12 protein-coding genes are annotated in these 13,693 nt (G+C 63.6%); 5 read left to right on the forward strand and 7 right to left on the reverse strand.

Features of this window, described 5'->3' with window-relative positions:
- Positions 1-233: 233 nt before the first annotated feature.
- Together RAK07_RS07850 and RAK07_RS07855 are read left to right on the forward strand one after the other, a co-directional pair.
- Complete coding sequence (locus RAK07_RS07850; protein ID WP_305732282.1) at positions 234-1,886, forward strand: mechanosensitive ion channel family protein; 1,653 nt, start codon at positions 234-236, stop codon at positions 1,884-1,886.
- A gap of 52 nt (positions 1,887-1,938) precedes the next feature.
- A complete protein-coding gene (locus RAK07_RS07855) occupies positions 1,939-2,880 on the forward strand; it encodes a rhomboid family intramembrane serine protease (RefSeq protein ID WP_305732283.1) in 942 nt (313 codons plus the stop codon).
- On the opposite strand, the gene RAK07_RS07860 is transcribed toward RAK07_RS07855, so the two are convergent.
- A complete protein-coding gene (locus tag RAK07_RS07860; protein WP_305732284.1) occupies positions 2,874-5,156 on the reverse strand; it encodes a Tex family protein in 2,283 nt (760 codons plus the stop codon). The genes RAK07_RS07855 and RAK07_RS07860 overlap by 7 nt on opposite strands.
- Positions 5,157-5,353: 197 nt before the next feature.
- Between RAK07_RS07860 and infA the strand changes: the two genes are divergently transcribed.
- From infA to epmA, 3 genes are all read left to right on the forward strand, one after another.
- Positions 5,354-5,572 (forward strand): translation initiation factor IF-1, encoded by a 219-nt coding sequence (gene infA, locus RAK07_RS07865; protein ID WP_149210216.1) that lies wholly within the window; start codon positions 5,354-5,356, stop codon positions 5,570-5,572.
- A 98-nt stretch (positions 5,573-5,670) separates the two neighbouring features.
- Positions 5,671-6,234: an elongation factor P gene (gene efp / locus RAK07_RS07870; RefSeq protein WP_305732285.1), complete on the forward strand. Its 564-nt coding sequence runs from the start codon at positions 5,671-5,673 to the stop codon at positions 6,232-6,234.
- Between the two features lie 133 nt (positions 6,235-6,367).
- The gene (gene epmA, locus RAK07_RS07875) at positions 6,368-7,273 is read left to right on the forward strand and encodes an EF-P lysine aminoacylase EpmA (RefSeq protein WP_305732286.1); all 906 of its coding nucleotides are present in this window, start codon (positions 6,368-6,370) and stop codon (positions 7,271-7,273) included.
- Here epmA and xseA read toward each other — a convergent pair.
- From xseA to guaA, 6 genes are all read right to left on the reverse strand, one after another.
- Positions 7,254-8,606: an exodeoxyribonuclease VII large subunit gene (xseA, locus tag RAK07_RS07880; RefSeq protein WP_305732287.1), complete on the reverse strand. Its 1,353-nt coding sequence runs from the start codon at positions 8,604-8,606 to the stop codon at positions 7,254-7,256. The genes epmA and xseA overlap by 20 nt on opposite strands.
- Complete coding sequence (locus tag RAK07_RS07885; RefSeq protein WP_305732288.1) at positions 8,576-9,277, reverse strand: YkgJ family cysteine cluster protein; 702 nt, start codon at positions 9,275-9,277, stop codon at positions 8,576-8,578. The genes xseA and RAK07_RS07885 overlap by 31 nt, the downstream gene beginning before the upstream one ends.
- Positions 9,278-9,299: 22 nt before the next feature.
- The gene (locus tag RAK07_RS07890; protein WP_305732289.1) at positions 9,300-9,791 is read right to left on the reverse strand and encodes a chemotaxis protein CheX; all 492 of its coding nucleotides are present in this window, start codon (positions 9,789-9,791) and stop codon (positions 9,300-9,302) included.
- A gap of 63 nt (positions 9,792-9,854) precedes the next feature.
- Positions 9,855-10,184, reverse strand: a complete 330-nt coding sequence (locus tag RAK07_RS07895; RefSeq protein ID WP_305732290.1) for a c-type cytochrome — start codon at positions 10,182-10,184, stop codon at positions 9,855-9,857.
- 8 nt (positions 10,185-10,192) lie between these two features.
- Positions 10,193-12,115 carry a transglutaminase domain-containing protein gene (locus RAK07_RS07900; protein WP_305732291.1) on the reverse strand — a complete coding sequence of 641 codons (1,923 nt, stop codon included), beginning with the start codon at positions 12,113-12,115 and terminating at the stop codon, positions 10,193-10,195.
- 20 nt (positions 12,116-12,135) lie between these two features.
- Positions 12,136-13,689: a glutamine-hydrolyzing GMP synthase gene (gene guaA / locus RAK07_RS07905; protein WP_305732292.1), complete on the reverse strand. Its 1,554-nt coding sequence runs from the start codon at positions 13,687-13,689 to the stop codon at positions 12,136-12,138.
- Between the last annotated feature and the right edge of the window lie 4 nt (positions 13,690-13,693).

Raw genomic sequence — 13,693 nt, forward strand, 5'->3', positions numbered from 1 at the left:
GACGCATGGCAACGAGTGGGCCGGGGACGACCGCGCAAGACCGGGATGTCCCTAAGTTTCCCTGCGCCGCCCCCGCCACGGGAGGTTCCGCCAGCTGTTTGTCACCCCGCATCCCCGGAAGCCGTTCGGCATCAGGCTTTGCATTTGCTGATCTTGTGATACAGTTACCGCCATGATGCGCACAATCGCGCACACCTGTCCCTGATGCCGTGTAGCAGACGAGGAACCGAGACATGACAATCAAACAGTTGGCCGCCCTGCTTCTGTTCCTGCTGACAACGGCAGGAACCTGCCGTGCGGCGCCTGCGCCCAAAGCGGCCGTCGCTCCGGCGGCACCGGCAGCCGCACCTTCGCAGTCGGTGGCGGAGCCGGTACTGCTTGACGGCAAACCGGTGCTGACCATTACCTCCGGCATGCTTTCCTTCACGCCCAAAGAACGGGCCCGCACCATCTCGGAGCGCCTTGACAAACTGAGCAGGGATCGGCTGCTGCCGGTGGACCGGATCGCGGTGGTGGAGACCGAAACCACCAGCGACATCGTACTGGATGACCGGATACTGATGAACGTGACCGCTGCCGATGCCAGGGGCACCGGCAGCACCCGCCAGGAACTGGCCCGGCAGTATGCCGAAACGATCAGAACGGCCGTGACGGCCTACCGCTCGGAACGAAGCACCCAAAACCTGCTGGTCGGCACGGCACAGGCCATGGGGATCACCTTACTTCTGGTTCTGCTGCTGGTGGGGATCAAGCGGGCGGTCCCGCGGCTCGAGTCCCTGATCGGCTCCTGGAAAGGCCGCCTGATCCGTTCGATCCGGTTTCAGTCCATCGAATTCCTGCATGAAGACCGGATCGTGGCTCTGCTGCTGTCCGGCATCCGCTTTGTCCGGCTGCTGCTGGTGCTGGGGCTTCTGTACCTCTACGTCCCGCTGGTCCTGAGTTTCTTCCCGATGACGGAGGGGATGGCAGCCCGCCTGTTCGGTTATATAGAAACGCCGGTGGTCAAGGTCTGGCAGGGGGTTACGGCCTATCTGCCCAATATCTTCTTCATCCTGGTGATCACGGTCTGCACCTGGTACGTGATCCGCTTCAGCAGGTTCCTGTTTCATGAAGTCGAGAAGCAGACCATCTCCCTGCCCGGCTTCTACCCCGACTGGGCCATGCCCAGCTTCAAAATTGTCCGTTTCCTGATCATCGCCTTTGCGGTGGTGGTGGCCTTCCCCTATCTGCCCGGCTCTGAATCGCCTGCTTTCAAGGGGGTATCGGTTTTTCTGGGAGTGTTGTTCTCGCTGGGTTCGTCATCGGCCATTGCCAACGTGGTGGCCGGGGTGATCCTGACCTACATGCGGGCCTTCACCGTGGGAGACCAAGTCAGGATCGCCGACACCATGGGCGAGGTGATCGAGAAGACCCTGCTGGTGACCCGTATCCGTACCGCCAAGAATGTCGATATCACGGTGCCCAACTCCATGGTGCTGGGCAGCCATATCACCAATTACAGTTCCTCTGCCCGCTTGATTCTGCACACCACGGTCACCATCGGCTATGATGTGCCCTGGCGCCGGGTCCACGAGCTGCTGCAGGCCGCGGCGCGCTCAACGGACCGGATACTGGCCGATCCCCAGCCGTTTGTCCTGCAGACGGCGCTGAACGACTTCTCGGTGAGCTATGAGCTGAACGTCTACACCGATGCCCCGTCGGCCATGGCGACGATTTACTCCACGCTGCATGCAAACATCCAGGACCGTTTCAACGAGGCCGGGGTGGAGATCATGTCGCCCCACTACAGCACCCTGCGGGACGGCAATGGGACCACCATACCGGCCGACTACCTGCCGGCCGACTATCAGCCGCCCGCCATCCGGGTGACTACCGTGACCTCGTGATGCGGAGCATGCGGCACGGCTCCCAAGGGGGCGGTCGCCAGGGGGATGGGTCGTGAGCAGGGAGGCTCCGGACATCCCGGAAGAAGGGCCGTGGCGCCTGCTGGAGCCGGAGGAGGTTATTGCCGACGGGACCGGTCAGGTGCGGCGGATCTGGTCCCTGGTGCTGGCCTCCCGCGACATCCCCTACCGTCTGATCCGCCGGGAAGGGATGCTGGTGGTGCTGGTGCCGGAGGAACGGCTGGCGGATGCGCTCCACGAACTGCGCCGCTTTGAAGAGGAAAACCGTCACTGGCCCCCTGCCCCGCCGGTTTCCCGCCCCCCGGGCGGTACCGTTTACTCCACCCTCTCGGTACTCCTGCTGCTGGCCGCCTTCCACAACCTGGTGCGGGCCGATTATCTGATCATCCAGGGACGCTACCCGGACTGGCTGCAGCTGGGCATGGCCCAGGCCGACCTGATCCGCGACGGCGAGTGGTGGCGGCTGGTGACCGCGTTAACCCTCCATGCCGATCTGCAGCACCTGCTGGGCAACTTGGTGATCGGCGGCCTGTTCGTGCTGCTGCTCTGCCGCGAGACGGGCTCCGGCCTGGGCTGGAGCCTGATCCTGGCCGCCGGAACCCTGGGTAACCTGGCCAACGCCTGGCTGCAGAACGCGGACCACCGCTCGGTGGGGGGCTCCACCGCCGTGTTCGGTGCCGTGGGCATCCTGGCGGCCATCAGTGCCATCCGCTACCGCCACCACCTGCGCCGGCGGCGACTACTGCCGGTGGCGGCGGCCCTGGCCCTGCTGGTGCTGCTGGGGAGCGAGGGGGAGCACACCGACCTGGGGGCCCACCTGTTCGGCCTGCTGGCCGGGTTCCTGCTGGGACTGCCCGCCGGCCTGCTGCTGATCCGCCACCGCCGCCCCGGTCCCGTGCTGCACCTGCTGCTGGCCCTGGGAAGCGCTCTCCTGGTGGCGGCGGCCTGGTGGCTGGCCCTCGCCCTTCCTTACTGACCGCGCTTCACCCGGAAACCCGCCCGTTCCATGGCCGCAGCCAGATCCGGCTTCCGCGCCGGTGTCGTCGGCTGTTCCGGCTTTTGCCGGGCCGGTTTGCCACCGCCTCCCCCCTCGGCCTCCTTGATGGAGAGGGCGATCCGCTTGCGCTGCGGGTCGGCGGACAGTACCTTGACCTTGACCACCTGTCCCACCGACACGGCATCGTTGGGGTCCTTGATGAAGCGGCTGGCCAGGTGGCTGACATGCACCAGCCCGTCCTGGTGGACCCCGATATCCACAAAGGCGCCGAAGGCGGTGACGTTGGTCACCACCCCCTGCAGGATCATCCCCTCCGCAAGGTCACCGATCTCCCGGACATCGTCCCGGAAATCGGCGGTGGCGAACTGTTGACGGGGGTCCCGCCCCGGTTTCTTCAATTCCTCCACAATGTCCCGCAGGGTGGGCAGCCCCACCCCGTCACCGACATAGCGATTCAGGTCGATCCGCTCGGCCAGCAAGGGGTTCTGCGCCAGTTCTTCAAGCGACACCTGAAGGTCGGCCGCCATCCGCTCCACCAGGGGGTAGCGCTCCGGGTGCACGGCGCTGTTGTCCAGGGGATGACTCCCTCCCCGAATGCGCAGGAAGCCGGCCGACTGCTCGAACGCCTTTGCCCCGAAGCGGGGGACCTTGAGCAGCTCCCTGCGGGAGCCGAACAGGCCCTGCTCGTCGCGATGACGGACCATGGCCTTGCCCAGGGCCGGTCCCACCCCGGCCACGTAGGAAAGCAGTGCCCAGGAGGCGGTGTTCAGATCCACTCCCACGTAGTTCACGCAGGACTCCACCACATCGTCCAGACTCTTTTTGAGCATGGTCTGGTTGACGTCGTGCTGGTACTGCCCCACCCCGATGCTCTTGGGGTCCACCTTCACCAGTTCCGCCAGGGGGTCCTGCAAACGGCGGGCAATGGAGATGGCCCCCCGCACGGTCAGGTCCAGGTCGGGAAACTCCTCCCGGGCGATCTCCGAGGCGGAATAGACGCTGGCCCCGGCCTCGCTGACCATCACCACCCCCACCTGCCGGTTCAGGTTCTTCAGGGTTTCGCGGGCAAACTGCTCCATCTCCCGGCCGGCGGTGCCGTTGCCGATGGCCACCATGGCCACGCCGTGGGTTTCCACCAGCCGCAGCAGCTCTCTGGCAGCCTGTTCCACCCGTCCGGCGCCGGTGTGGGGGTAGATGGTGACATGCTCCAGGAAGCGGCCGGTTTCATCCACCGCCGCCAGCTTGGAGCCGGTGCGCAGCCCCGGATCGATCCCCAGTACCCGCTTGCCCCCTGCCGGCGGCGCCAGCAGCAGGTTGCGCAGGTTGCGGGCAAAGACCGTGATGGCCGCCTCGTCGGCCCGGTCCTTGGCCTGCAGGCGCAGTTCCCCTTCAATGGAGGCGGCGATGAGCCGCTTGTAGGCATCCTCGGCCACCTTTTCCAGAAATGCGCCGAAAATACTCTTGCCCCTGATCAGGCGATGCTTCAGCCCGGCCAGGATCTCCTCCTGGGGGGCCTCCAGGGAGAGGAACAGCACCTCCTCCTTCTCCCCCCGCCGCATGGCCAGCATCCGGTGGGAGGGGATATCCTTCAGCGGTTCCCGGTAGTCGTAGTACATCTCGAACTTGGTGACCTGCTCCTTCTTGTCCGCAGCCACCCTGGTGGTCATGATCCCCTGTTCCCAGGTGAGCCGCCGCACCATGGCACGGGCATCGGCATCGTCGGCAAGCCGTTCGGCCAGGATATGGCCGGCCCCCTCCAGGGCCGCTTCGGGGCTGGGCACCTCCCGCTCCGGATCGACAAAGGGGGCGGCAACCTGCAGGGGATCACCAACGGTCAACTCCTGAGCCACAATAATATCCGCCAGCGGCTCCAGACCCCGCTCCCGGGCAATGGTGGCCTTGGTGCGGCGCTTGGGCTTGTAGGGCAGGTAGAGGTCTTCAAGCTCGGTCTTTTGGCGCACCGCCGCGATACGGGCCTGCAGCTCCGCGGTCAGTTTCCCCTGTTCGGCAATGGAGGCAAGAATGGCTGCTCGCCGGGCCTCCAGCTCGTTGAGGTAGGTCAGGCGGTCTTCAATGGTGCGGATCTGCACTTCATCCAGTTCACCGGTCTGTTCCTTGCGGTAGCGGGCGATGAACGGCACCGTGGCTCCCTCCTGCAGCAGGGCGACGGTGTTGGCTACCTGGGCGTGCGTGAGGCCGATTTCTTCAACGATGATGGCGACGATTGCCGCCGGGAACTGCTGGTCTGCTGCCATGGTACCAATGGTTCTCCTTAGGGTGGATGCCGGCACGACAGCGTGCCGGAGGCTGCTTATACTATGTCTCGCTTCCGTCTTCAACCGCAAGCAGCGTTCCAGCGACCTACCTGCATGTTAACACTTGCAATAACCGCTGAATAACAGTACAGTGTCCAGCGGATTTACAGCCCCCCACAGACAGGAGCATCTGCTGCATGAGCAAAGAAGAAGCGATCGAAGTTGAAGGCACGGTGATCGAACCGCTGCCCAACGCCATGTTCAGGGTCAAACTGGAGAACGACCACGTGGTGCTGGCCCATATCTCGGGCAAGATGCGCAAGTACTTCATCAAGATTCTCCCCGGCGACAAGGTGACGGTTGAACTTTCCCCCTACGACCTGAGCCGCGGCCGCATTACCTACCGGGCCAAGTAAAGCCGTTTCATACGACATATCCAAACTCATGCGCGGAGCCCTTTTATGGAGCGCATGAGTTTTGCGTTTCTATTCCATTCGCTAGCAAGGAGATTCCCATGCTGTCCGTTGCAGACCTGAAAAAAGGCATCAAGCTGATCATCGACGGCGATCCCTACGTGGTCACCCACTTCGATTTCGTGAAGCCCGGCAAGGGCCAGGCCCTTTACAAGTGCAAGATGAAGAACATGATCAGCGGCATCACCCTTGACCGCACCTACCGCTCCGGCGAGAACTTCGAGCCTGCCAGCATGGACGAGCGGGACATGGAGTACCTCTACAAGGAGGGAACCCACTACACCTTCATGGACCAGCAGAGCTACGAGCAGGTGGTGATGGAGGAGGATGCCGTGGGCGATGCCAAGAACTTCCTGCTGGAAAACACCAAGGTGTCGGTGCTGCTCTTCGGCGACAAGCCGATCGGCGTCACCCTGCCCAACTTCATCAACCTGCGGGTCACCCAGACCGATCCCTGGGTCAAGGGAGACACCTCCGGTAACGACTCCAAGCCGGCCACCGTGGAAACCGGCTACGTGCTGCGGGTTCCCCCCTTCATCGAAGAGGGTGAACTGATCGTCATCGATACCCGGACCGGCGAGTATTCCACCCGCGTCAAGGGTTAAAAGCGGCTGTGGAGGTCGTCTGCTTCGTTGCGCGGTGCTCGCTCCCCCGCCTACCTCATATGGTATGTCTCGGTCACTGTGCTCCGTGCGCCTTGTAGCCGACCTTCCTCGCGCGTTTTCAGACGTTTAAGGTATGGACAATAACGCCTTGCAGATCAGGGCGCAGGTGCTCCGCACTGTTCGCGCCTTTTTCCAGGAAGAGGGGTTTCTCGAAGTGGAAACCCCTCTTCTCATTCCCGCCAATGCCCCGGAAGAGCATATCGATCCGGTCATCGTCTCCCCCACCGGCCAACTCCAGACCTCGCCGGAACTCTGCATGAAGCGGCTGCTCTGCCGCGGCCATCACCGTATCTTCCAGATCAGCCGCTGCTGGCGGGCCCATGAGCGGGGAAGCCGCCACTTGAGTGAGTTCACCATGCTGGAGTGGTACCGGGCCAATGCCGATTACACCCAGTTGATGAACGACTGTGAAGGGCTGCTGCGCCGGGTTGCCGCGGATTGTGCCGTGGGCAGCCTGTTCCGGCGGGACGGCCGCACCATCGATCCCCGCCTCCCCTGGCAACGTTTCACCGTGCAGGAAGCATTCCGCCGCTTTGCCGCCGCCGATGCCCTGACCGCTGTTGAAAATGACTCCTTTGACGAACTGGTGGTGTCGGTCATCGAACCGGCCCTGGCAGAGCTGCCGGTGCCGTCGATCCTGACCGACTACCCGGCGGAAATGGCGGCCCTGGCGCGGCTGAAGGGGGACGATCCCCGCTATGCCGAACGGTTCGAACTGTACGCAGGGGGGCTGGAACTGGCCAACGGCTTCAGCGAGTTGAGCGACCCGGTTGAGCAACGGCTACGCTTCGGGGCGGCCAATGCGGTACGGGTCACGCGGGGGATGGAACCGTTGCCGCTGCCGGAGCCGTTTCTGGCGGAGCTGCCCGCCCTGCCGCCGTCGGCGGGTATCGCCCTGGGGATCGACCGACTGGTGATGCTGACCACGGGGTGCGCAACCATCGATGAGGTGGTGGCCTTTACGCCGGAGGAGTTGTAAACGTATCTTCCACCCGGCAACGGGCACTGCCCCGGTGCAGGCGCAGCTTCAACAGCTCTCCCGCCCCAAGGGTCCCCGCATCCCTGACCACCGAACCGTCAGCAACCCGCTCGGCCACGGCATAGCCACGGGAAAGGGTCTTCAGGGGCGAAAGACTGTCCAGGCGGGCTGTTGCCTCTCCCTGAACCCGGCCCAGCCGTTCCAGGTGGGCGGTCATGCGGTGCTCGGCCCGTTCCGCCAGCAGCAGCACCTGCTGGCGCAGCCGGTCGATGGTCAGTGACGGGTGATGCAGATCCAGTTGCTGTTCCAGCCGCCCCACCCGCTCCCGGTTCCGGTGCAGGCAGTGTTCCATGCCGTTTTCCAGGCGCTGGTTCAGATCGTCCAGCCGTTGCCCCAGGTGTCCCAGCAGCAGAGTGGGATCGTGCAGCGCCCGCTTCAGCCCCTGCAACCGTTCGTTCAATCCTGTTAGCCGGCTACCCATGGCCCGGTTGAGCCGCTGCGCCAGCTCCTCAACCCGGCGGGACAGCTCTTCGCTGCTGGCACAGACCAGTTCCGCCGCCGCCGAAGGAGTCGGGGCCCGCAGATCGGCCACAAAATCGGCAATGGTCCAGTCGGTCTCATGTCCCACTGCCGAGATCACCGGAATGCGGGAGCCATGGATGGCACGGGCCACCGCCTCCTCATTAAACGCCCAGAGGTCTTCGAGGGATCCGCCCCCCCGCCCCACGATCAACACGTCCGCCGCCTCAAGCCGGTTGAAGTCGTCAATGGCCCGGGCCACCTCCTGCGCCGCACCGTCTCCCTGCACCCGCACCGGCATAATCAGCAGCTCCAGCGAGGCGAAACGTCGTCCCAGCACGTTGAGGATGTCGTGGATGGCGGCCCCGCTGGCCGAGGTGACAATGCCGACCCGACGGGGCAACGTCGGCAGTGGTCGCTTGCGCTCCTGCGTGAACAGCCCTTCGGCAGCCAGCCGCTCCTTCAGCTGCAGGAACGCCAGTTGCAGGGCGCCGGCTCCCCGCGGTTCCAGGTAGTCGCAGACGATCTGGTATTCTCCCCGCTGTTCGTAGAGCGACAGGCGTCCCCGCACCACCAGCGACATCCCTTCATCCAGCCGAAAGCGGAGCGCCCTTGCGCTGCTGCGGAACATGACGCAGCGCACCATGGCCCCGCTGTCCTTAAGGGTGAAATAGAGATGGCCCGAAGCGGGGCGAGAAAGGTTCGACACCTCCCCCTCCACCCAGACCTGCTGGAAGTTCTCCTCCAGCACCTCCCTGACCAGGGAGGTCAGGCGGGAAACGGTCAGGATGGTCCGTTCGGCAAAGAGGTCCATAACTGCTCCGGCAGGGTAAAATGGGCAAAATCGATCAACAGGGCGGTGGGGATCAGGGTGTCCAGCTCGTTCAGCGGCTGGCCCGTCAGCCGCCGGGCCAGCTCGCGGAACAGCAGCTGTTCCTGGGTAAAGATCTCGCTGAAGTGAAACTGCAGGTCCGGTTGCCGGAGGGGGTCCAGCGTGGTGAAGTTCAGGCTGCACCATTCGTCGAACAGCACTTCCCCGGAACTGTCGCGGTGCGGTATGCCGTGCAGCCGGCAGGTCATGGGGCGATGGTCGTAAATCAGGCAGCGACCGTCGTCGTCCAGCAGCACGCAGGGGGTTTCGTCCTCGTCCGGCATGGCTGCGTCGTACTCGTCTTCCGGGTAGGAGTTCAGCAGCCAGGGGGCGTCGAAATCGGGCCAGGTCCGGCGTACCGTTGCCACGGAACCGCTGACCCGATCCAGCACCCGCTCCCGCAGGTCCGCCGGCAACTGCGCAAACCCGGCCTGCACCAGCAGGCCGTCCAGCAGGGTGATGTCAAAGAGGCCGCGGCAGCAGTGGCTGCACCCCGTTGTGCAGGCGATCTGCTCCGGGAACCGCGCCATGGCTCCCCGGAACCAGCCGTCCACCTCCTCCAGCAGGTCGCGGTAGCGGCAGATCAGGTCGTGGTGCTGTTTCAGGTTGTTCAAGGAACCGGTCAACCGCGGGGAGCTACATGTACACCATGACCTTCAGGTTCACCGCTCCGTCCTTGTTGGTGAACGGGATGGTGACCCCCTTGCACTGGACGTTCATGCTGGCTCCCTCTTCGGGCGGTTCGGTGACGGTGCGCAGTTGCCCGGAAACCACCAGCGGCAGGCCCATGGCCACGTTGCCGTACTGGTCGTGGTACTTGGTCTTGAAGGAACCGGCAATATTGTTGATCAGTTCGCCGATGGCATCCCGGATGGAATCCTCGTCCGGCTCGTCGTCCATCAGCATCTCCCGCGCTACCAGTTGGGCGGTGCTGCGGTCGGCGGCCACGATGATGTAGCCGACCCGGTCCCCGGCCACGCCGATGATGCCGGTAACGTCGGAATCCACCGGTGCCACCTTGCGGTCAACAGCGCCGGCGAACAAGTCGATATTCATATAACATTTGAAGGTTTCCTGGGTCGCCGTCATAACGGTGAACATCACTTCTTCAAAACTGATTGCTGGCACTGTCCGTACCTCCTCCTGGATACAAATAAGGTGTGATTTTTCTTTTTTCGAATACCGCTGCTGCTAGCGCTTTGGGGTGAGCAGGTGGTCGGCCAGCGCCGCGATCTCGGCCGCCGACAACTGGCTGCCAAAGGCCGGCATGCCGCCGGGACGGCCACTGCTGATGGTCTTCACGATATCGTCACGGTACTTCCCATACCTGTAGCGGGTGGCGCTCAGGTCCGGCCCCACACCACCCCGGCCATCCGTGCCGTGACAGGGAGCGCAGTGGTGGGCAAACAGCTGTTTTCCCGCCTCAGGCGCAAGGGCTGGCACTGGTGCGCCGCCATTTTGCTGTTCAGGCGCCTGACGACAGCCGCTCCCCAGGGCGAACAGCACGGCACACGCCGCCACGACCCCCCTCACAACGCTTTTCCACTGACTTTGAAGACAAAGTCGTAGTTAAGGATATCTTCCCACTGGAATCCCTTGGCGGTGGAGCGGGTGTCATCCCCCTCGCTGTAGGGCTTGCCGGGGATGTAGAACCAGTTCATGATCGCCTCGCCCGAGGCCCGCAGCACGATCCAGTATTTACCGGGAACGAGCTGGTGCGGCCTGGCGCCGTCCGGCGGGAAGCTGAAATCGACCCAGTAGTACCCTGGTTTGCGGGCGATTTTTTCCAGATCAATCAGGTTGGAACGGATCCCCTGCATGATGTCGGGGCGTCCTCCCTTGTCCTTGACCAGGTCGATATAGACCGAACCATCGCCGCCGAACTTGCGCATGGCCAGGGAGATGCGGTCCAGGCTCATCTGAGCCTTCACCTGGACCGCCTGGGCAAAGATATACTTGGAGGTGACGTATTCGGAAGTTTCCCGCTCGAAGACCCGGGTACCGGTGTCCCCCTTGACGTTATAGAGATTGACCAGGTTCGGGAACTCCATGTTGCCGAAGACCAGACTGGTGCCCGGCCTTGGTTTCTTGTGGCCCGGTTCCGGTGCCGGCTTGCTTTCCGGCAGCGACTTTTCCGGCTTAGGCAGCGGCTTCGTAGGCTTGACCGGTTTCGCCGGCTTCTTGCCGGTTGGTTTTGGAAGCCCCTCGTCGTCAAGCGGCCCCTCATCGGTGACGAACCGGGTCTCAGCAGGCCCGGCACCGCTTCCTTGGGGCGGCTCGGCAGGCTTGGAGGGGCGGGGCTCCGGCTGTGCTTTTGCTTTCGGCTCGGGCTGCGGCTCCGGCCTGCGGGAGGCAACCGCGGCCTGCGGTGGCGTTTCTCCCGCCACGGGGGCAGATCCGGCGGCAACGGCAGCCACCAGGTTGCTCAGCACGTAGGGACGGGGAGCGGTGTCAAACCGCTTCATCTTCAGGTTGATCGCGTCGCTGGTGAAGCGTCCCTCGATCAGTTCACTGTAGGCGGGCAGGTAGGGGGCTCCCCGCCAGGTGTCGTTGATATCCTTGGAATCCAGGCCGTGGCTCTGCTTGATGTGCCGCGACGAGGTGAACTGCTTGGACTGCTGCGGATCGTAGGGAAGCCAGCCCAGGTCCGGGAACCAGACTTCCAGCCAGGCGTGCCCTCCCTGCCCCATGCTCTGCACGATGGAGTTTTTGGCGTCGATCGGTACCTTCCAGGGATCCTTGAGGGTGATCCCCCCCACGATCCGGGCCGGGATGCCGACACTGCGCAAGAGCGCGATGGCCAGGTGGGCGAAGTTCTGGCAGTTGCCGCTGCGGGTGGCCAGGGTGTAGGCGGCGTCGTACTGGGGCGGATTAAAAGTGTACTTGATATTGTCCGCCACCCAATTGGTCACGGCGGTGACCGCCTCGTACTGGGTTCTGGCCTGGGCCGTGAGGGTACGGGCATGGGCGGCAATGTCCCCTGAACCGGATTGCACCAGTTCCGTCGCCTTCAGGTACTGGGCCTCGGGGTTGGCCCGGCTGCCCAGCGGAAAGGGGGTCTTGCTTTCCAGGGCGGTCAGCTCGGTATGCACCGTGACCCCGTAGGAGAGATTGACCCGGATATCCTGGGTAACATCGTTCCAGGTGACCTTCTGGAAACGGTTGCCGAAACGGTCGGTCTCCACCGTTGAGCTGGCCGGCCGGGGGGTGAAACTGAGGTCGAGACCGTTAATGGACTGGCTGACCGTACGGGTGGCAAAGGTTGCCGGCAGGGCGAACTTAAAGGAGAATGCCGAAACATTCCCCCGGTTGACGGCAAACTCCATGGACTGGCGCATGGCCACCGTGCCGTCCAGCTTCCCCTCAAGGATCAGGGTCTTGGCCGGCGCGGACACGGTCCACGCCAGCAAACAGACAATCACGGCCACTGTCGTCAGAAGCGGGTTTCTCATTACACCCTCCGTGCCGACTCCTATTCCCACTCGATGGTTGCCGGCGGTTTCTGGCTGATGTCGTACACGACCCGGTTGACCCCTTTCACCTCGTTGATGATCCGGGACGAAATGTTGCCCAGCAACTCGTAGGGAAGCTTGACCCAGTCGGCGGTCATCCCGTCAAGCGAGTTTACCGCACGCAGGGCGATTGTAAAGTCATAGGTCCGGGCATCCCCCATCACGCCGACGGAGCGGACCGGCAGCAGCACGGCGAACGATTGCCAGATATCGCGGTACAGGCCGGCCTTGCGGATCTCGTCCAGCACGATGGCGTCCGATTCCCGCAGGATCTCCAGCCGCTCGGCGGTGATCTCGCCGATACAGCGGATGGCCAGGCCCGGTCCGGGGAACGGCTGGCGATGGATCACCTCGTCCGGCAGCCCCAGCTCCTTGCCCAGGAGGCGCACCTCATCCTTGAACAGCTCCCGCACCGGCTCCAGCAGTTTCAGCTTCATCCGCTCCGGCAGCCCTCCCACGTTGTGGTGGCTCTTGATCACCGACGACGGCCCCTTCACCGACACCGACTCGATCACGTCCGGATAGAGGGTTCCCTGGGCCAGCCAGTCCACGGTGCCCAGCTTCTTGGCTTCCTCTTCGAACAGGAAGATGAACTCGTTGCCGATGATCTTGCGCTTCTTCTCCGGGTCGGTGACCCCGTTCAGCTTGTCCAGGAAGCGAGTCGAGGCATCCACGTAGTCCAGGTTGATCCTGAAATGCTTGGTGAAGAGATTGACCACCTTCTCGGCCTCGCCTTTGCGCAGCAGGCCGTTGTTCACGAAGATGCACTGCAGCTGGTCGCCGATGGCCTTGTGCAACAGCACCGCCACCACCGAGGAGTCCACCCCGCCGGAGAGGGCGCAGATCACCTTGCCGGAACCCACCTTTTCCCGCACCGCGGCAATTTCGGTCTCGATGAAGTTGGCCATGGTCCAGACCGGCTTGCAGCCGCAGACGTTGAAGACGAAGTTCCCCAGCATCTCGGCCCCCTTGGGGGTGTGCACCACCTCGGGATGGAACTGGACGCCGTAGAGACGGCGCTTCTCATCCTTCATGGCTGCCGCCGGGGTGTTGTCGGTGTGGGCGATGGCGCTGAAGCCGCGGGGCATCAGCTCGATCTTGTCGCCGTGGGACATCCAGACTTCTTCTTTGCCGGAAAGCCCGGCAAAGAGGTCGGCGGTGTCGTCGATGGTCATGGCGGCGCGGCCGTACTCCCGCTTGTGGGAGCGTTCCACCTTTCCTCCAAGCTGGCTGGTCATCAGTTGCATGCCGTAGCAGATCCCCAGCACCGGCAGTCCCAGGTCGTAGATGCCGGCATCGGAATGGGGGGCATCGGCGTCGTAGACGCTGCAGGGACCGCCGGAGAGGATGATCCCCTGGGGCGCAAACTCCCGGATCTTTTCCAGGGACAGGGTGTAGGGATGGATCTCGCAGTAAACCGACTGCTCGCGGATGCGGCGGGCGATCAGCTGGGTCACCTGGGAACCGAAATCAAGGATCAGAATCTTCTGGCTGTGAATATCAGTGAAACTCATCGTA

This window comes from Trichlorobacter ammonificans (assembly GCF_933509905.1).
Taxonomy (GTDB): domain Bacteria; phylum Desulfobacterota; class Desulfuromonadia; order Geobacterales; family Pseudopelobacteraceae; genus Trichlorobacter; species Trichlorobacter ammonificans.